The organism is Haloferula sp. A504, from assembly GCF_044385805.1.
Classification (GTDB): domain Bacteria; phylum Verrucomicrobiota; class Verrucomicrobiia; order Verrucomicrobiales; family Akkermansiaceae; genus Haloferula.
The window spans coordinates 1-18361 of sequence record NZ_JBISBU010000045.1 but is presented as its reverse complement, the minus strand read 5'-3'; the positions used below and the strand labels follow the sequence as shown (position 1 = coordinate 18361).

At 62.7% G+C, this 18361-nt stretch carries 13 protein-coding genes; 9 read left to right on the top strand and 4 right to left on the bottom strand.

The annotated features are described in order from the left end of the window. Positions 1-112: 112 nt before the first annotated feature. The gene (locus tag ACG2LG_RS17665; RefSeq protein ID WP_396261207.1) at positions 113-394 is read right to left on the bottom strand and encodes a hypothetical protein; all 282 of its coding nucleotides are present in this window, start codon (positions 392-394) and stop codon (positions 113-115) included. 19 nt (positions 395-413) lie between these two features. On the opposite strand from ACG2LG_RS17665, the gene ACG2LG_RS17660 reads away from it, so the two are divergent. Next, positions 414-2138 carry a TIR domain-containing protein gene (locus tag ACG2LG_RS17660; RefSeq protein WP_396261205.1) on the top strand — a complete coding sequence of 575 codons (1725 nt, stop codon included), beginning with the start codon at positions 414-416 and terminating at the stop codon, positions 2136-2138. A 36-nt stretch (positions 2139-2174) separates the two neighbouring features. Here the strand turns inward: ACG2LG_RS17660 and ACG2LG_RS17655 are convergent, their stop codons facing one another. Continuing rightward, positions 2175-2624 (bottom strand): division/cell wall cluster transcriptional repressor MraZ, encoded by a 450-nt coding sequence (locus ACG2LG_RS17655; RefSeq protein WP_396261203.1) that lies wholly within the window; start codon positions 2622-2624, stop codon positions 2175-2177. A 247-nt stretch (positions 2625-2871) separates the two neighbouring features. After that, positions 2872-5475 carry a DUF294 nucleotidyltransferase-like domain-containing protein gene (locus ACG2LG_RS17650; protein ID WP_396261201.1) on the bottom strand — a complete coding sequence of 868 codons (2604 nt, stop codon included), beginning with the start codon at positions 5473-5475 and terminating at the stop codon, positions 2872-2874. A 57-nt stretch (positions 5476-5532) separates the two neighbouring features. Here ACG2LG_RS17650 and ACG2LG_RS17645 point away from each other — a divergent pair, with 57 nt between their 5' ends. The 8 genes from ACG2LG_RS17645 to ACG2LG_RS17610 all read left to right on the top strand — a co-directional run bounded on the left by ACG2LG_RS17645 (position 5533) and on the right by ACG2LG_RS17610 (position 17839). Further along, the gene (locus tag ACG2LG_RS17645) at positions 5533-5916 is read left to right on the top strand and encodes a DUF2188 domain-containing protein (RefSeq protein WP_396261199.1); all 384 of its coding nucleotides are present in this window, start codon (positions 5533-5535) and stop codon (positions 5914-5916) included. Beyond that, positions 5871-6539, top strand: a complete 669-nt coding sequence (locus ACG2LG_RS17640) for a hypothetical protein (RefSeq protein WP_396261197.1) — start codon at positions 5871-5873, stop codon at positions 6537-6539. Before ACG2LG_RS17645 ends, ACG2LG_RS17640 begins: the two co-directional genes overlap by 46 nt. Before the next feature lie 360 nt (positions 6540-6899). Next, positions 6900-9872: an NUDIX domain-containing protein gene (locus ACG2LG_RS17635; RefSeq protein WP_396261195.1), complete on the top strand. Its 2973-nt coding sequence runs from the start codon at positions 6900-6902 to the stop codon at positions 9870-9872. Between the two features lie 34 nt (positions 9873-9906). After that, positions 9907-10923, top strand: a complete 1017-nt coding sequence (locus ACG2LG_RS17630) for a toll/interleukin-1 receptor domain-containing protein (protein WP_396261194.1) — start codon at positions 9907-9909, stop codon at positions 10921-10923. Positions 10924-10930: 7 nt separating this feature from the next. Then, the gene (locus ACG2LG_RS17625) at positions 10931-12262 is read left to right on the top strand and encodes a hypothetical protein (RefSeq protein WP_396261192.1); all 1332 of its coding nucleotides are present in this window, start codon (positions 10931-10933) and stop codon (positions 12260-12262) included. 301 nt (positions 12263-12563) lie between these two features. After that, positions 12564-15272, top strand: coding sequence for a RyR domain-containing protein (locus ACG2LG_RS17620; RefSeq protein WP_396261190.1), 2709 nt, complete (start codon positions 12564-12566; stop codon positions 15270-15272). Between the two features lie 19 nt (positions 15273-15291). Then, on the top strand, positions 15292-16419 hold the full coding sequence (locus ACG2LG_RS17615) for a patatin-like phospholipase family protein (protein WP_396261188.1): 1128 nt from the start codon (positions 15292-15294) through the stop codon (positions 16417-16419). A 106-nt stretch (positions 16420-16525) separates the two neighbouring features. Beyond that, positions 16526-17839: a glycoside hydrolase family 16 protein gene (locus ACG2LG_RS17610; protein ID WP_396261186.1), complete on the top strand. Its 1314-nt coding sequence runs from the start codon at positions 16526-16528 to the stop codon at positions 17837-17839. A 95-nt stretch (positions 17840-17934) separates the two neighbouring features. Here ACG2LG_RS17610 and ACG2LG_RS17605 read toward each other — a convergent pair. After that, on the bottom strand, positions 17935-18361 hold a 427-nt coding region (locus tag ACG2LG_RS17605; RefSeq protein ID WP_396261185.1), incomplete at its 5' end, for a hypothetical protein.

Genomic DNA, 18361 nt, shown 5'->3' with positions numbered 1-18361 from the left:
AGTAGACTCGCGTAGTCGGGGCATAGATAGGTGTTCCGCCCCTTCGAAAATTCCGATGGAGTTGGCGTGGTGAAGTGCTGAGGAGGACCGCGTATCATTCCAAGTCTGAATCTCAGAACCTCTCCTCCACAATCCGCCGGGCCGCACCGCCATCCAGATCCTGCGGCAGCGAGACACGCGCCAGCATCACCGGGCCGGAGCGGGTGGTGTTGGAGGCGAGGCCGTGGATGTCGGCCTGCAGGTGGTGGAAGAGTTTCCAGCAGAGGGTGTGGATGAGGCCGGGGGTATCGGCGGAAGCGCTGAAGCGGAGCCGGAAGTGCGCGGGCCTTGATTCGTGCCGCTCGATCTGTGGCCTCGTGGACGCGCGAAATTCTGTCTTTTCCTGCGATGACACCGGTATCATGATGCAACCGATGGACGAGAAGGAAGATCTCGGGGCGGTCGAGGGGCCGCGCGCTTTGGTCGAGGTGGAGAATCGTTTCCTGCAGGTGCTCTTGAAGAAGTTCCAATTGAGCAGGAAGCCTTGCCGGAGGGAGGTGGCGGAGAATGCCGACGGTTGCGCCGAGTGCGAGAAGCTGGCGAGCCGGGAAGAGACCGAGAAGTGCGAGAAGTGTAAAGAGAAGGCCGAGAAGCAAAAGGCCGCCCGCATCGCGCGAAGAGGATCCTGTCTCCGGGTCGCCTTCGATGCTTCGACGCCGGCCATTCATCGGAGAGAACAGAAGAAATCCCTGACAGACGAAGCCAAGAATTCCGATCAGCAAGTCTCTGACCTACAGGGCTCAATCGACGGGGTGCTCAATGGGACGGGAGAGTCGTTCTTGGATCATAGCAGTGCGGATTTCCGCTTCCGGTTTGCGAGCGGCGGAGCCTTGGTGGTCGTCTCCATGGGAGGCAAGCAATTCTACTGCCTGAATTGGCGCGATGTGGATCCGGTGGGGTGGAACATCGCGAACGGTGGTTCGGACAACCGTCAGGAACTGCTCAATCCGGACCTGATCATCGGTCGCGAGCTCCTCGAAGAGTTGATCATCGTCGATCCGCGACCGGAATGGGCGTGTCGCTACGTGTTCGAGTGCGATGAAAACGGGCAATCCATCGATCGGGACGCGGAGGCCGCGTGGCGCGAATGGCGGCAGCGGTTCATCATGCACAAGTTCCCCGACGAACTGCATCATCGCACCGCCCAGGTGCCCTTGAAATGGTTGCGCGGGCCGGATTCGCTGGTGGTGGAGTTTGAAGGGAAGCCGCGCCCGGCGGTGGACGACGTCTTCCTCAACATCACCGCCGAGGACCAGGGAATTGAGATCGACCGGATCGTCCAGCTGCGGGTGCCGGAAGAGGCGGTGTTCTGCGATGGAGAGTTGCTTGAGGGCCGGCTCCTCGACTCGCCGATCGGGCTCTTTGAGGTCAATCGGGTTTGGGACCAAATGAAGGTCAAGGATGAGGGCAAGGACGAGGGCAGGGTCAACCGGGAGTTCATACCCGATTTTCTGTTCCGTGGAGGGCTGCTGAGGGAAGCTGAAAAACTCGACAAGGTGGTCGAGGAGTTCCGCGAAGATAAGCAGGATCGAGGTCAACTGAACGATGACGATCAAGATGACTACGAAGAAGCCGAGGGCGAGAGCCGCCAGTTTGATCTATGCCCCGTCACCCGCAACATCATCTCCCGGCATCGTGATGTCGTGGCAAGCGGTGGTGGGGAGTGGATGAGAGGAAAACCGGCGGATGTGTTCATCACCTTCGCCTCCGAGGATGCGGACTTCGCCCACCGCCTCCACGAAGAGCTGAGCCGTCGCACGGCGCTGGAGATCTTCTTCAGCGAGCGGACGCTCTGCGACTCCGACTACGGAAAATCCATCGACCAGGCCTTGCAGAGCGCCCGGTGCCTGATCGCGGTCGGGCGCAAGGTCGAGCATCTTGTCAAGGGGTGGCCCGAGTATGAGTGGCGCAGCTTTCATCAGGACATCCTCAGCGGCAACAAGCCGGACGCCCAGCTGATCTCGGTGATTTCCGGTTTTGATCCCCGGAGCCTCCCGGGCCAGTTGCGGTTCCGCGAATCGATCGTCTGCCCGGACCCGGGCTCGCTTGAATCGGTGTTTCCCCGGTTGCTTCGCTTCCTGCCTTCCCGTGGTGCGTAGGCCGTGCGTAGGCGATTGATTGCCTGGGATCGGGCATCAGAGGATCCCGAGGTTGTCGTCATCAAGCGCGTCGGTGGCGAGTTCACACATGGTTTCGAAGTTTGCCGGGTTCCAGATCATGAAGTGATCGCCGGCACCGGCGACGACGACCTCGCCACCCGGTTCGAGTGCCGCCTTCTCGCAGAGCGGCTTCGGGATGCGTAGCTTGCCGTGTGGCCCGACCGCAGTTTCATGGGACATGGCCATGAAGGCGGCGGCGATCGCCTGGCGCCGGGCGGGGGGTGTGGGGGCTTCGCGGATCATGGCGATGATGCCCTCGTGGCAGGACCGGCTCATGACCTTCAGCATCGGCAGGTCGAAGCTCCTCGCGGGGAGCAGTAGGAGCGTGCCCCCTGCCTCCGGTCTCCATTCGACCGGGATGCGGACGCGGTGGTCGCGGTCCAGGGTCAAGGTGAAGGAGCCGTGGTAGTGGAGTTCGGGATTCATGATGGGTGGGTATCGGTTCGCGAGGGTCCTGGCTGATCCTCATACCAACTCACGGAATAGGCTGGTAGAATGGTGACTACGGAAGGTTTTGAACGTCAGTCGCTTCGCGAAGGGAAGGAAGTCCGGGCGCTTTTCCTCAATCTCGGCGTTGTTCCTCGGTTGCGGTGCCCGCACCGCGCCCTCGTCACGCCTTGAGCTTGAGGAAAATCACTCCTGCCATTCTACCAGCCTATTCCGTTCATTGGTATCAGAACCTCTCCTCCATGATCCGCCGGGCCGCATCGCCAGCCAGATCGTGCGGCAGCGAGACATGCGCCAGCATCACCGGGCCGGTGCGCGTGTTGTGGGCATTCAGCCCGTGGATGTCGGCCCGCAGATGGTGGAAGAGTTTCCAGCACAGGGCGTGGATCAGGCCGGCGCTGTCTTGGGAGCCGCTGTAGCGGATCCGGCATTTCCCGGGCTGGGGCTCGTGGAGTTCGATGGTGCCGGCGAGTTCCGGAAGCGCCTCGCTTGAATCGAGATGCAGGCGTCGGGCCACTGCCTCCTCGACATGGGCCGGGAGTTTCTGCGTGTCGATGTCCTGATCGGGCGCGAGGTGGAAGAAGTCGAGGACGAGGCCGTGGTTCCGGGCGCTGAAGCAGTGGACCTGTCCGACACGGACCCCCCGCTTCCAAAGTTCGCCGGTGATGCACGCCGCGAGACCCGGGAAGTCGCGTGCCGCCACGCCGAGGATCACAGCCGCCCCGTCGTGGAGGATGGCGGCCTTGGGTTCGTCGGTGTCGCGGGAGGCGAGCTGGACGAGATGGCTGCCGAAGCGGTTCTTGTGGCGTCCGTAGAGCCCGCCGAAGAAGCCGGTGCCCAGGTCCTCGATCACCGCCCGGGCTTCCGCATCGTAGCCATCGGCCCGCAGAACCGCGGCGGCATCCGGAGAGATGCTGCGGAAGGCGTGGAGGGTCTTCAGGTAGAGCTCGCGGATGACGAACCAGCGGGCGGGCTCGCGGCTTTCCGCACCCCACTCGAAGCGGTCGGCACAGGTGAAGACGTAGAGCGCGTGCAGGCGCTGCTCGGTGGCACAGCGATCCCGGAACCTGCGGACCTGCTCGCGATCGTTCTGGCCTTCCAGCGTGTGGTCCTTGAAGGCGCGGCGGTTGGCGATGAGGAACTCGGTAATCGCGAGGATGTCATCGGCGAAGCCATACTCGCGGCCGAAGCGGCGGTAGTATTCCTCCAGCGGGACACCGGAGAAGCCCGACGAGAACCGCTCGATCCAAGATCGGCTCTCGTCGAGTCGTGCCTTCTCGTCCTCCACCGTCAGCGGCAGGCGTTTGGTCTTGAGCGCGAGTTTCACTGCGGTGAGATGGTCGCTGTCGAGCATCGCGGCCGCGGCGGCAGGCGAGACCGCGCCGGGGTCGCCGTCGGTGGGGGAGGGAGCCTGGATGCTGAGCAGTTCTTCGAGTCTCCGGAGCTTGCCAAGTTCGAAGCGGCTCCGCAGATCGGCACGTTCCGCCAGGACCCGTTCATCGAGGGAGGCTTCGAAGGCCCGGCGCCCGGGGAAGAGGCGGTCTTCCGCGCCATCGATCTGGGAAAGAAATTCGAAGCTGTCGGCGAGGCTGCCCCGGGGTTCGGAAAACAGCATGGCGACCTCGGGCACGCGTTCGAGCCAGTCGCCGGCGTTGTCGAAGGCACCCTGCAGCTCGGACGGATCGACCGGCACCCCGTAGCGCTGGGCGGCATGCAGGAGGGACAGCGCGGCGCGGCTGCGGCCTGGGTCGGTGCGGGACCGCCGCGCCTCGGCGTGAAACAGTCCGCCGGGACCGAGGGTGATGGGGCTGCCGGGCCGGACCTGCCGGCCGCGGCGCAGTTCGGTGTGGATGATGCCCCGGGCGAATCCCAGCACGCGCCGGCGCGCCGAGAGGAAGCGGGCGCGGACCTCGTTGGCGAACTCGAATTGCTCCCTGGGCCCGGCGTCCGGCCCGGCCATCTCGCCGAACGATTCGAAGTCGTCGAAGCGGAACACGTCCTGGGGGTGGTTGCCGAGCGCCGTCATTGCCGCCGGAGGCTTGCGGAGGTGCATCCAGCAGCGGATCCGCAGGAGGAAGAGGTAGGCCTCCAGATCGCGCGGGTGGACCTGGCTGCGATAGATTTCCCCGCTGTGCAGATAGTCCCGGCCCGCCAGGGTCCAGACCCCGCTCTGGAACAAGCGCAGCGCGTCGTTTTTGATGTCGAACTCGTCGATTCGGTCGCAGGCTGGCGAGCGGTTGAGCTGCGTCCGCCAGAACTCGCGGACGTGGAGGAAGTGCTGGAAGGGATCGTAGGTGGCCCGGATGCGCGCCCGGAACTTCTCCGCCAAACCGGTCGGATCGTAGACCGCACGCATGTCGAGAAACGAGTTTAGGTCTTTCTCATCCAGCAACGGAGCGACGTCGAGATTGAACCGGGTCGGCTCGAAAGCGAAGCCGTGGTGCTCTTCGAAGGTCCGCGACTCGCAGGTCTCGGCGGCTAGACTCTGGACGAATGCGTTGTGCTCGATGTCATCGTCGAACAGCAGCGTGTAATCGAGGTCGGAGCAGGGGGTCAGCTCGCGGCGACCCGTGCCCCCGTGGGCGACCACCGCGAAGGGTCGTTCATACCCGAACTCCTGCTGCCGGGCCTCGGCCCAGCGGGCGACCAGCACGTCGTGCACGGCCGTGCGGGCGCTCATGATCTCCCGGGCGTTGTCCAGATCGGGGCCGAGGATGAGCTGGTTGTTGTCCGCGAGCCACTGGCGGTGGATCTCAAGCGGAGCCGATCCGCCGAGCAGACCCCGGACGCGGTCCTCGTGGGTCTCGGGAGTTTCGGGTGAACATTTCATGGGCATTTTTGCCAGAGTCATCCGCCTCGGGACCCGCCACGGTCAAGCAAACTCCAGATGCCGGTCAGCCATGGCTCAGATATTGGAACGTTTCGGCATCGTCGCGCCCGACATGCAAGGGGGATCGTCATTGACGCTGAGTCGGTGGAGGGTAGATTGTTGGGCATGGCCAAGTCCAAGGCAGGCCCCCAGCCCATCCATGTCGTCTCGAACGGGAAGGGCTGGGCCGTGGTGAAACCGAACGCACGGCGTGCTTTGCGGATTCGGCCTACCCGCCATGAGGCGGTGCAATTCGCGAAGGACAACGCCGCGAAGGGGGGCGACATGGTGATCTTCGTGCACGACCGCAGCGGTCTCGTTGAAACCCGGATCCCGGCAACGGCAGCCGCCCGCTTATGCCCCCGCCCGAAACGAAAGACTACCGCCAAGGTGTCTTCATAAACTGTCCTTACGACAAGGATTACATCCCCCTCCTGAGGGCCGTGCTCTTCGCGGTGATCCGGCTCGGCTACCGGCCCGAGACGGCGGCAGAAAGGCTGGACTGCAAAGAAGTTCGACTCGACAAGATCGCGGGATTGATTCCGCTCTGCCGCTTCGGATTCCACGACCTGTCGAGGAACAGGGCGTCGAAAGCGGGGGAATACTACCGGATGAACATGCCCTTCGAGCTCGGAATCGACTGGGCGTGGGAGTGTTACGCGAGGAAGTCCGTCGAATATGGGAAAGGCCTCCCGAAGAAGTTCCTCATCGTGGAATCGACTGGGCGATCCGCGAAGGCGGCCATCAGCGACCTCGACGGGAGTGACTTTCAGGTCCATGACGACAGTCCGGAGGAGTTGATCACGGTCGTGAGGGATTTTTTCTATGAATACCGCCACGGCGACGGACGGGACGACTATCCCGATGGGCACGATATCTGGCGCGAATACAACGAATTTTTGGCGGATCTCCAGTTCACGAAGGATGGAAGGATGCGCAAGCAAGCCGAATTGGACCGCATGATCATCGCCGAATTCTGCGACAAGGTCAGGGAGTGGATCGGGACGAGATCGAAGGCCGGGTAAGGTTGCCCGGACTTGAAGCAATGGACCCGGCTGGGCCGCGTCCCGAACTTCCGGCGTTCGCGGTTTGGGATTTGCAGGGAGGCCATCCAGGCGGGCCGATGTCCACCATTTCCGGTGAGTGAGTGCGGTGGTGGATCTCCCATCGGCGGTTTCGGCGGTGCCTGCACGGCGGAAAACACCCGGCACCTCTGCACGGTCTCTCATCCACCGCGCATATCCTCGATGACACCGAGGCGTGCTTGCCTAGCGAACAGCGATTCGTTAGGCAATAGGCGGTAAGCTTGGTGAAACCCTTGTCCGTCTATGTTGGCTCTCGTGGCCTGATTGATCCCAGATCCCCATCGTTATTTTCTCCCCTCCATGAAACACTCCGCCTCGATCCTCGTCCGCGATCCCGAAGGTCTCATTCTCATCCTCGAGCGCGGCGGCACCAGCCGGCATTTTCTAGGCATGTGGGAGTTTCCCGGTGGCAAGATCGACGAGGGCCAGACGGCGTCTGAGGCCGCCCGCCGCGAGGCGGAGGAGGAGGCCGGACTGGTGATCCCGGAGCTGCCGGGTGAGCCCGAGAAGGTGATCGTCACGAACAGCCGTGAGGTGGAATACTCGATGTTCTGCCACGATTTCACCGACTCGCGGCCCGAGGTGACGCTGAGCGACGAGCACTCGGCGTTCCGCTGGGTCACGCCGGTCGAGCTCCAGAAGCTCGCCCGTGAAGACAAGGTCATGCCGCCGCACCTCGAGTTCTTCTCATGGAACTGGCTCCGGCGACAGATCGAGGTCTACGCCACCGACGAGCTGCCCCGCTACAAGACCTACGCCGGGGCGCTGGTGGACGTGCTCAACAAGCTGCGTTCGCGCTGGGCGCCGCTGGCGATCGTCCAGGCCCGCCCGAAGGCGGTCGACAGCTTCGCCGGGAAGTGCCTGCGCAAGGCGGACAAGTATTCCGACCCGGTCCACGATCTCACCGACCTTTGCGGTGGACGCATGATCGCCCCGACCGAGCGCGAGGCGGAGCTGATCTGCCGCCAGATCCGGGAGGTGTTCGAGATCGAAGAGGATGACGACACCGCGGTGCGGCATGCCCGCGATGCCTTCGGCTACCTGTCGGTGCATTTCCTGGTGCGGATCCCGATGGAAAAGGATGGCAGCTCGCGGGTGAAAAGCCTGCTCGGCGTGACCATCCCGGAGGAAATCGGCGACCGGGTCGCGGAGATCCAGGTCCGCACGCTGCTCCAGCACGCCCATTCCGAGGTGACCCACGACCGGCTCTACAAGAGCGGATTCAAGCCGCCCACCCACTGCGAACGCGAGGCGGCCCGGGTGGCCGCGGCGCTGGAGTCGGCGGACGCCGAATTCGGCCGCTTCGTCGCGCAGGTGGATGCCTATGTCGGCGAGTACGCCGCGCAGATGGATTGCGCCGAGCGGAACCGGCGCATCGAGGATCAATGCTTGCTGATCGAGCTTGAACCGGATCCTGGAAAAAAGGCGAAGCTGGCCCTCGGGATCGCCCACCTGGCGCGCTCGGCCTGGGACTGGGAAACCCTGATCGAGGCGCTCGATGCCCACGCCGGGACCGATGCGCCCTGCGCCGAGGCGATCCGGATGGAGCTTGGTCACGCGCTGTGCCGGATGCATCAGGACAAGCCCAAGGACCCGAAATTCCGACAGGGGCTGGAGCTTCTCCAATCGGTCGCGCAACCGGACGAGGGATTCGACGCGTTTCTCGAGGATGATGACCGGATCCGCCGCGCGACGGCCTTGGGCTGGCTCGGCCGGGTGTTGATCGGCAGCCCGGGCAGCCGCGCCCTGGCGCGCCGCAGCCTGCAGGGTGCCGTGCAACTGGTGCCCGAAGATCCCTACCACCTCTGTGGGCTGGTCGAGCTTGAGGTGATCGCCGGCGCCAGGAAGCAGCAACTCGACCTGCTGGCGCCCTCCCTGCGCGCGGCCGCGCAGCGCTGCAAGGCTCACATCGAGGCCGGGATCGAGGTCAACCGCGCCTGGCTGGCGCTGACCCGCATCCGGCTCTTCCTCGGCGACGACGGCGGGGCCTTCGAGGCGCTCTGCCTGGCGGCCCGAAGCTCCGAGAACCCGCGCCCGATGGCCGACATCCGGCGCAGCCTGGAACGGCTGGAGGACGCGATGGGCGAGGATTTCCCGATGGTGGCGATTCTCGAATGCGCCGCCGACCTGTTCGCGCGTGAAGCGGAGCTCGGCCGGCAGGGTTGCGATCGCTCATCGTGGAATTCCCAAGACCTCCATCCCCTGGTGGAGTATGACGCGGACCGCCACGCCCTGATCATCGCCGGAGCCACCGGCGAGATCGATGCCGGGCGCCTGTCCCGCTTCGACGCCCACCTGCGGGCCGCGCTCGCCGGATGCGACGCCCAGGTGCTCAGCGGCGGCACCGACGCCGGCGTCTGTGGCCTGCTGGCCAAGCTCGCCAGGGAAGACGCCGCAGAGGAATCCACCGGTGGATCGGTGCATGGCTACATCCCCGAGCACCTGCCACCGGGCACCCGGCCGGCGGGCGAGCCGGTCGTTCCGGTGAAGACCCCCGGTGCAGGCGACTTCACCATCCACGAACCGCTTCAGATGTGGACCGACCTGCTGGCGTCCGGGGTGGACCCGGCGAAGGTGGTGCTTCTGTGCCTCGGTGGCGGCAAGATCTCAGCCGCCGAATTGGCCCTTGCCTGGGCGCTCGGTGCCAAGGCCGCCGTGATCGACGACGAGAGCGAGGCCGCGGAGCGTTTCAAGGAGCTGCTGGACCATGCCGGTGAGGGCCGGGCCGACGGCATGCTCGTGCCCGACGATGTTCCGACGCTCTCCGCGATGCTCTGTTTCCGCTCGGCCGCTCCCGACAGCGAATGGGAAAAGCAATGGGAGGAACCCGGCAAGGCGGTTCACCAAGCCTACCTGCTCGACCAGAGCCAACGGATCAAGGAGCCGAACCTGCGACCGTGGGCTCGGCTGACCGCCGGGCTCAAGCACTCGAACCGCCACCAGGCCTTCTACGCCGCCGAGATCCTGCGCAGCCATGGCTTCACCGTCGAGAAAAGCGAACTGCCGCCGGAAGAGATCCCGGTGTTCAAGTTCGCCGACACCGACGAGGACAAGGAGCTGATCGAAAGCATGGCCGAAGCCGAGCACGGTCGCTGGAACGCCGAGCGCCTCCACGACGGCTGGCGGCACGGCGAGAAAAAGGACACCGAGCGCAAGATCAGCCCCTATCTCGTGCCGTGGTCCAAGCTGCCCGACGACATCAAGGGCTACGACCGGAACGCCGTCCACCAGTGGCCCAAGATCCTCGCGAAGGCGGGGTGGGTGGTGGGATAATTTACCTAATAACTACCTAAGTCGATTCGAACGCATGAAGCCGAATATCTTCATCTCCTATCGTCGGACGAGGAATAATAAGGACACTCCCGCTTTGGTGAGTGGTATTGCTGAAGGATTGCGAAAAAAATTCGGGAAGAAGAATGTCTTCCTCGACAAAACTAGCATTCCGCCCGCATCCAAATTCCCGCGAGTGATAGAAAAGAAGATCCGGTCATCTTCCTTGGTTATCGTCATTATTGACCCCGGGTGGGTTCACACTTTGAAAGAGCGTCTGAAAGCGGATTCTGTCGACTGGCACCGCAAGGAAGTTGAAATCGCATTAGCGACTGGCAACCCAGTCATGCCTGTCATGGTTGATGGTGCAGAGCTCCCGGAATCTCGAGATCTCCCGCCCTCCCTGGAAGAATTAACCACCTCCCATGCGGTCAAGTTCCCCGAAGGATTTGAGTCAGGGATTAGGGATCTCATTAAAGATATTGATAGAGCTCTAAATTCTGAGGCTGGCCGTCGTTCACAAATTCCTTTGGCTGCTGTGGTGCTCATCGTTCTCGCCGGTATTTCGGCCTTGTGGGTTTACTACGAAAAAAACCAAGCTGTCGAAAACCGAAGCGGGGACGGGTCCACGAAAATGGACCCTTCAATTCAGCGTGTTGAAATCACCAGGCCAGACGATGGCGGAAGGGCTTCTTTCCGCTTCGCGTCGGGGCAGGGAGCCCGTGTGACGGTGGAAGGAATCGCCTACGGCATCTCCGAAGCCGGCGCGATTCTCCTTACGGTGACCGCCGCAGACGGGATCGAGCGGCCCCAGTACGGCGGGGCTCGGATTCATCCCGATGAGACCGGCAAATGGAGCAAGGAGGTTCAGGTTGGAAACGCGAGTTTTCCACCGAACGTTGGCGACCATTTTGTCTTGAAATCCTACATCGTCCCGAAAAGCGACTTCAAACGGTATCAATCGGCCGCGCGTTCAGGAGTTTACGCATGGCCACCCGAGGATAATCCGAGTGTCTCTCCCGTCAGCTCGCTATCATTCTTTCTCACTGACTGATTCTACCATGAAAACACAAGCCTACATTTTGGCCGCCGCTATTGCAAGTATGACCTCTTCCCTGAACGCTGGGATTCCAGGTTATCTCGACGAGTCTTTTCGTTCCACCCGTTGGGTTGCATATTCCCCCACAGGGAGATCACCGATGCCTGAATGCGCTGATGAGATCACGATTGATCTTGAAACCCTCGCGGCTGCCGGCTTTGGCGGCATCGTCACTTATGGTTGTGATGGCCTCAAGATGGAGATCCCCAAGCTTGCCCGGGAGGCGGGTATCGAATTTGTGATTCTGGGTGTTTACAATCCCGAAAACGAAGAGGAGTGGAAGAACGCCCGGTCTCTCGCTGGAGTGGTGGACGGATACTGCGTTGGCAACGAAGGAATCGGGCGCGAGAATCGATACACACTCGATGTTCTGAGGTCACGCATCAAGGAGTTGCGCGAATGGAGCGGGAAACCCGTCACCACAAGCGAGCAGATTGAGGATTATACAAGTATCCCCGAGTTGCTGACTGTGGGCGATTGGTTGTTTCCCAATGTCCATCCGTTCTGGAACCGCCAAACATCCGAACCGGGGGCCAGCAGGTGGACCAAGGCCCAGGTCGAAGAGTTGCGCGCAAAGGCGACTGGAGTCCCCATCCTTTGCAAGGAGGTGGGACTGCCAACGAATAGCCTCGACGACGGTGTCAAGTTGCCTGATGAGCAGGCCCAGGCAGAATACTATCAGGCGTTGCACGTGCTGGAGGTGCCGTTCGTCTATTTCGAGGCCTTCGATCAAGTTTGGAAGACTCATCACCCGGCAGAGCCCTTTTGGGGGATTTTTGATGCGAATCGGAAGCCGAAAAAGATCGCGACTTGGCTGATGGACGCTTCACACGGGCCCGCCGAGGGTTCCCCGGTGCGGATTGACAGCATAAAAAACAAGTCAAAGTTAGAGGTTCGCAGGCTGCCAGATGGTGGTTTCTTTAGTGTCTCAGGGCACTGTGGCAATCTCGGAAAAGACCACACCTTGCTGTTGTTTGTGAACGTTGAAGATCCTGCTGCACCCGGCTGGTTCTTGCAGCTTCCGCCAAATGGCGTTTTTGACATTCGCGACAGTGGGGAGTGGTCCACCAGAGGACAAATCGGCAACAGCGAATATCCCCCTCGGCAGGGGCAAACCATCAGCCTCCTCGTCCTCGCGGCACCTGATCCCGTGGCAAAAGAGCTTATCGATGAACGGGCGCGCGACCCGGCGCTACGGGGGCAGGGAATCTATACCCAGGATTTGCCGCAAGTCGCACCCGAGTATCGCCATGAGGTCTCAGACGTAGTCGTTGAACTCGTGATGCCCCGATGATTCAGTGGTTGGAATGATTGCTGCCCACGGTTTTTCAGTTGGAGGACCTTTCGGCGTGGTCTTGGAGAACGAACTCAGGGCGTGCATTCGAAGATGCGGTACACGAGTTCTGGACGGGCTGTTGGCTGCTGATGATGGGATCGCGCGTTGCGGTTCTAAGCTGGTTCCCCGTTCACGTTCCCATCGAGTCGTCGACGTTTCGGAGGGTGCGGAGACAACGATCCTCGCGAAGTCGAGATAGCCTACCCAACACTTTGAGTTCGGACTCGCTTCGGCGAGGTCGTTAGGGCAGGCTGACTCCATGTCTGAAGAACGCGTGCCACGGAGGGTGGTAGTGACGGGCGATCGCCTGACGGACTTCCACCTGGTGCAGTATCCCGAGGCCGAAGGCTCCTACGCGTCGGCCGGAAACAAGGCCTTCCTGAACAAGAGCCCGGGTGGGGCGGATTTCCTGGCTAAACTCCTCGGGAAGGTGTGCGGCCGACTGGATGCGGACGTGCTCGGGCCCGCTGCCATGGCCAAGGCTGCGCGTCGCAAGAACAAGCCCAGTGAGGCATTCCAGGTGTGGGCCCGGTTCGACAAGACGTGGCGGGTTCGCGAGTTCCTGGGATGCCGTCTCGGGGAGTCCGGAGCCCCGGATGTTCCTGAACTCGGAGCCGGGGACGTCCTGGTGGTCGAGAACCTGGGCCTGGACTTCTCCCACGATGCCGCTGCCTGGCGGCAGCTCCGCGAGCGGGCGAAAGGATGCGGTAGCATTCTGGTGAAGACCAGCGTGGTCGATCCGTGTTCACCGCTTTTGCGGGAGTTCGCGCCGGAGTGCGCAGAACGGCTCACGGTGGTGCTGTCGGCCTCGGCGCTACGCGATGCGGGTGAGCGGCTTTCCGAGGGCAGTTCATGGGACAGTACGATCGAGGATCTGCTGCGGGCGCTTTGGGGCGAAGGTGTCCTCGGGCAGCTCGCCCGCTGCCGCCGAGTGATCGTTCGCTTCGGCTTGAGCGGGGTTGGGATTGTTTCGCGGGACCCGGCGGATCTGGCGTATCAGGCTTCAGCCGGGGAAGGTCTTTGGGAACGGGGACGTCTGGTCCGTTTTCTTTACCATCCCGAATGCCACGAGGGCGTCTACGACGACCAGTTCCCCGGGATGATCTTCGGGGCCGGCTCGTATCTCACGGCGGGAGTGGTCCTCAACACGCTGGCTCCGGAGTCGTATCCCCTGTTCATCGCTGCGTCACGTGCTCTCGGCGCGGGCCGGGCCGCGCTGGAGACAGGAGGCGGTGAAGAAGCCGCGGGGCCGCGGGTCGGCGAGGTGTTGCCTGAACCGCTCGCCAAGGCATTCGCGCCGGAGGAGGAGAAGCCGGAACCGGGAAAGAAGCCGGAGCCGAAGCCGGAGGAGATGTTCCGCTGTGCATTCCCGGAAATCGAGGAGGAAGGAACCGGAGATCGGTATGGTTATGGTCCAGTCGATCCGCACGAGGAGGGCGAGCCGACCTGCCACATCCTTCGGGATGCCGCCGGCGACCAGGAGGAGGCGGTGGCCGCACTCGCGACGGAGGTCATCCTTCGCGGCGCCGAGGCCGCGCTCGACGACATTCCCAAGGTTCACTTCGGAGCCTATCTCACCGTCGATCGGGAGGAGATCGAGAGGATCAACGCCTTCCGGCGCGCAGTACGTGCCTATCAGGAGAACTCCAAGGACACGAGACCGCTGTCCATCGCCGTTTTCGGCCCCCCGGGTTCCGGAAAGTCCTTCGCGATCAAGCAGCTGATGAATTCCCTGTTCGGCGGCAAGAAGCAGTCGATCACCTTCAACATGTCGCAATTCCGTGACGAGGAGGAACTCTACGAGGCCCTGCATCAGGTCCGGGACGAGACGATCCGGGGAAACCTGCCTCTGATCTTCTTCGATGAGTTCGACTCGAACTTCGGCGGCGAGTTTGGTTGGCTGAAGTACTTCCTCGCACCGATGCAGGATGCCGAGTTCTGGGACGGCCGTGCCATGCACCCGCTTGGCAAAGCGATCTTCGTCTTCGCCGGCGGGAAGTGCGAGAGCTTCGAGGCCTTCGACCAGCGGAACGAGCATGGCGGATACGATTCCGGACTAAGGAATGCCAAGGTCCCGGATTTCATCAGCCGCCTGCGGGGCTACCTGGACATCAAGGGGCCCAACGCCATCACCGAGCTCGACCGGACGATCGGGATCCACCGGATCCGACGGGCAGGCATCGTCCGCCACATGATCGAGACTCACTGCGGCAGCGTGATCGATCCCAAATCCAAGTTTGCCAAGGTCGGGCTGGATGTCGTGCGGGCCTTCCTGTTCGCTGAGAAATTCCTGCACGGGGCGCGCTCGATCGAGGCCCTCGTCTCGACCAGCCGGGTGTGCGGTGCGGGGTGGTTTACCCGAAACTCCCTACCCACGCCGGACGTGATCCGTTTGCACGTCACCGAGGATTTCCTCGATCCTCCGCAGCCCGAACTCAGCGACCCTTACGTCATCGAGCGCATTGCGGAGGCGACCCATGAATCGTGGATGACCGCGAAAATGGAAAAGGACAATTACCGGTACGGCGCAAGGCGCAACGACGACCTCGCCAAAGGCCCGCTGACCCATCCGCTCCTGAAGGATTATTCGGAGCTGTCCGAGGGCGAGAAGGACGGCAATCGCAAGCCGGCCCGGTTGCTGCTCGTCAAGGCGCAGCTCGCCGGGCTGGAACTGGAGCGGACCGTCCCGCGGTCGGCCGGAGAGAGGCCACCGGACAAGGTAGATGAAGGCTTGGCGATGGCGGAACATGACTTCTGGGTGCGGGATCACCTGATCCGAGGATACCAGCATTGCGACGAGACGACCGATGAGCTCAGGCTGCACCGGAGTCTTCAGCCCTTCGCGACCCTCACGGAGGCTGACAAGTTGCTCGACGAAGCGATCGTGCGGGCGATGCACTCGGTCTTGGACGAGATGGGATATCGGCTGGTGCCCGGGGTGCCTCCTGAGCCCTGCGGAGGTGATTGAGCAGGAAAGACCCGACCCAGTGAAATCGCGGCGGTCAGACTCCCTGGAAGCTGGCGGGACGAGCCGCAAGCGCATCCTCACCATCGATGGGGGTGGCATCCGTGGGGTGTTCGCGATCGAGATCCTGGTGCGGATGGAGGAGCTGCTGCGGGAGCACCACCGGAATCCCGAACTGGTTCTGGCCGATCACTTCGATTTCATCGCCGGGACCAGCACCGGCGCGATCATTGCGACCTTTCTCTCGTGGGGTGACTCGGCGGTTCACATTCGGGAAATGTATGCCGAGATCGGGCCGCGGATGTTTGCGAGGCCCTCGTTGCTGAAGCGGCGGAAGGCCCTCTACTCCGCGCAGGCACTTTCGGAATTCCTGCGCGGCTATTTCAGCGAGGACGACCAGGGCGAAGTGCCGGCGCTGCTCGGCACCGAGAAGCTGCGGACCCTGCTGATGGTGGTGATGAGGAATGCCGACTCGGGGTCGGCCTGGCCGGTGACCAACAATCCGCGGGCGAAGTTCAACCAGCGGGACCTGCCCGACTGCAATCTCGACATTCCGCTGTGGCAGCTCGTAAGGGCGAGCAGCGCCCTGCCGGTGTTCTTCCCGCCCGAGAAGGTCGTGCTCGGTGGCACCGAGTTCACCTTCGTTGATGGAGGCGTCACCGCCTACGCGAATCCGTCGGTGATCGCCTTTCTTACCGCCACGCTGCCCTGCTACCGGGTCGGATGGCCCTGCGGAACGGACCGCCTGAGGGTGGTCTCGGTGGGGACGGGTCGGGCGAAGAGTTCGACCGGCCCGGGCCGCCGGGATCGGCTGGGCATCCTGCAGGACGCGGTGAACCTGCCGATCGAGCTGACGGAGTCGATCAACACCGAACAAGACCTGATCTGCCGGGTGCTTGGGCAGTGCGAGTTCGGGGATCCGATCGACATGGAACTCGGAGATCTTGCCGGCCCCGGCGTGCTCGCCGACGGCGAGAAGAAGTTCGCCTACGTGCGCTACAATCAGGTCTTCAACCGGCAAGAGGTGGCGGCGGCCGAGAGCGAATTCGCCGGGCGCTTCCGGCCGGACAACTTCGCGATGATCCCGTGGCTGCAGCGCGCCGGCGCGGCGTATGCGCAGCACCACGTCCGGCTGGAGCATTTGTTGTGAGGGCTCCGCCCAAAGCAGCCACCGGGTACCTTCGATTCCACGCCCCCGCCCGACATGCCGCTCGCCGGGTCCGAGTGGATGGTGGTAGAGTCAGCCGTTCGTCGGGATGAAAACCAAATGGTCGAGGATCACGGCTGCGGCGTGGCTGGCGTGGGCCGCGCCGCTCGCCGCGCAGACGCCCGGCATTTCCCTGACCTCCGTGCCGGTGATGGGTTCCCCTGCCGACCTCTCGGGTGTCGTCAGCGAGGTCACGCCGGCGGACTTCCGGGTCGCGGTTTATCTCTTCGTGCAGGGGTGGTGGACCAAACCCACCGATGCCGCGCCGCTGACGGTCATCCAGAACGACGGCACCTGGTCCTGCGACATCACCACCGGTGGTGCGGATGCGTATGCCACGAAGATCGCGGCGTTTCTCGTGCCCCAGAGCTACACGCCGCCGCTGGCGCATGGACTGGCGGTGCTTCCCGAGGAATTGGAGACGAACTCGGTGGCCAGCGTCATCACCGAGCGCGGCAGTCCGAATGCCTTTCACTGGTGCGGCTACGACTGGGACGTGAAAAACTCCGGTGGCTACCTGTTCGGGCCGGGGCCGAATCGATTCACCGACAGCACCGACAACGTCTGGGTGGATGCAACTGGTCGCTTGCACCTGCGCATCACCTTCCGCGACGGCCAGTGGCTTTGCCCGGAGGTCGTCTCAAGTCGCGCCTTCGGTTACGGCAGCTACCGCTTCTTCCTCGATTCCGCCGTGGACGATCTCGATCCCAATGTCGTGCTCGGGCTTTTCACCTACGACCACGATCCCACCACCACCGGCGGTCATCGTGAGATTGATGTCGAGTTTTCACGCTGGGGCAATGCCGCAGACTCGACCAATGCCCAGTTTGTCGTCCAGCCCTACATCCTTTCCGGCAATCTCACACGCTGGAGCGTTCCCGCCACTGCCCCCACCACCCACAGCTTCACCTGGTCGGCGGGTCGCGTGGACTACGTCAGCCACAACGGAACCTTCGCACCGCCGCCCGCGTCCATTCCTCAGATCGCCACCTGGAGCAACACAAGTGCCAGCGTACCCACTCCCGGCGACGAGCGCGTCCGCATGAACCTCTGGCTCTTCAACGGCACGTCTCCCTCCGATGGGCAGGAGGTCGAGGTCGTCATCAGCCGCTTTGCGTTTATCCCGTTGGAGCCGATGGCTCCACGCGTGCGCGCGGTATCCCTCGATGTCGCGGGGATCTTCCATCTCCAGCTCACCGGCGACCCCCAGCTCTGGTATCGTTTGGAACGCTCCGATGATCTCAAAGAATGGGATTTGGTCTCCACGACGATCGCACCCGAGCAGGACTTTGAACTGACGGATACCAGTGCGGCTTCGGCAACGCGGAGGTTTTACCGAGTGGCCGTGGTGCCGGGCCAGTGATGAGGCTTACGAGTCGGCTCAGGGAATTCAACTGCTGAGAGGGATTCGGTTGTCGAATAGGCATCAGATCCGGACTCCAGTGAACTGGAGAACGTTCATACGCAAGCAAGCGACTTTTCCACTTCTTCGAGGGTCACTCGGCGGTTGCCGTGATACAGCTTGAGGATGCAAACTTGACCGTTTTGTTGGGTGACGACGGCGGTGCCATCGGGGAACAGCAAGGGCGCTTCTGAATCGGATTCCGCATTCCAAGCAGCAAGCGGGGATGGGGTATTCTTGTGGCGAAGATGTGCCGATCGCTTGGAGGAAATGGCATGAAAATCTCCAGCAACCGCATCAGGGGACTCCTTTAAGAATCGAGCATGGAGCCATTCGGGATGAAGGTTGGCGGCATCAGCTTGTGCAACGATCTCCAGGCACTCACCGCTCTGCCCGTTCCACAAGCGCAGCCTCTTATCCCACGACCAAGAGAGAATCCGGCCGTCAGCCAGCTCCCGCGCGCCCCGGACCCCAGAGGAATGC

Coding starts and splice junctions, on each gene's coding strand:
- ACG2LG_RS17660 (WP_396261205.1), top strand. CDS start 414: ATGGACGAGAAGGAAGATCTCGGGGCGGTCGAGGGGCCGCGCGCTTTG.
- ACG2LG_RS17655 (WP_396261203.1), bottom strand. CDS start 2,624: ATGAATCCCGAACTCCACTACCACGGCTCCTTCACCTTGACCCTGGAC.
- ACG2LG_RS17650 (WP_396261201.1), bottom strand. CDS start 5,475: ATGAAATGTTCACCCGAAACTCCCGAGACCCACGAGGACCGCGTCCGG.
- ACG2LG_RS17645 (WP_396261199.1), top strand. CDS start 5,533: ATGCCGGTCAGCCATGGCTCAGATATTGGAACGTTTCGGCATCGTCGC.
- ACG2LG_RS17640 (WP_396261197.1), top strand. CDS start 5,871: ATGCCCCCGCCCGAAACGAAAGACTACCGCCAAGGTGTCTTCATAAAC.
- ACG2LG_RS17635 (WP_396261195.1), top strand. CDS start 6,900: ATGAAACACTCCGCCTCGATCCTCGTCCGCGATCCCGAAGGTCTCATT.
- ACG2LG_RS17630 (WP_396261194.1), top strand. CDS start 9,907: ATGAAGCCGAATATCTTCATCTCCTATCGTCGGACGAGGAATAATAAG.
- ACG2LG_RS17625 (WP_396261192.1), top strand. CDS start 10,931: ATGAAAACACAAGCCTACATTTTGGCCGCCGCTATTGCAAGTATGACC.
- ACG2LG_RS17620 (WP_396261190.1), top strand. CDS start 12,564: ATGTCTGAAGAACGCGTGCCACGGAGGGTGGTAGTGACGGGCGATCGC.
- ACG2LG_RS17610 (WP_396261186.1), top strand. CDS start 16,526: ATGAAAACCAAATGGTCGAGGATCACGGCTGCGGCGTGGCTGGCGTGG.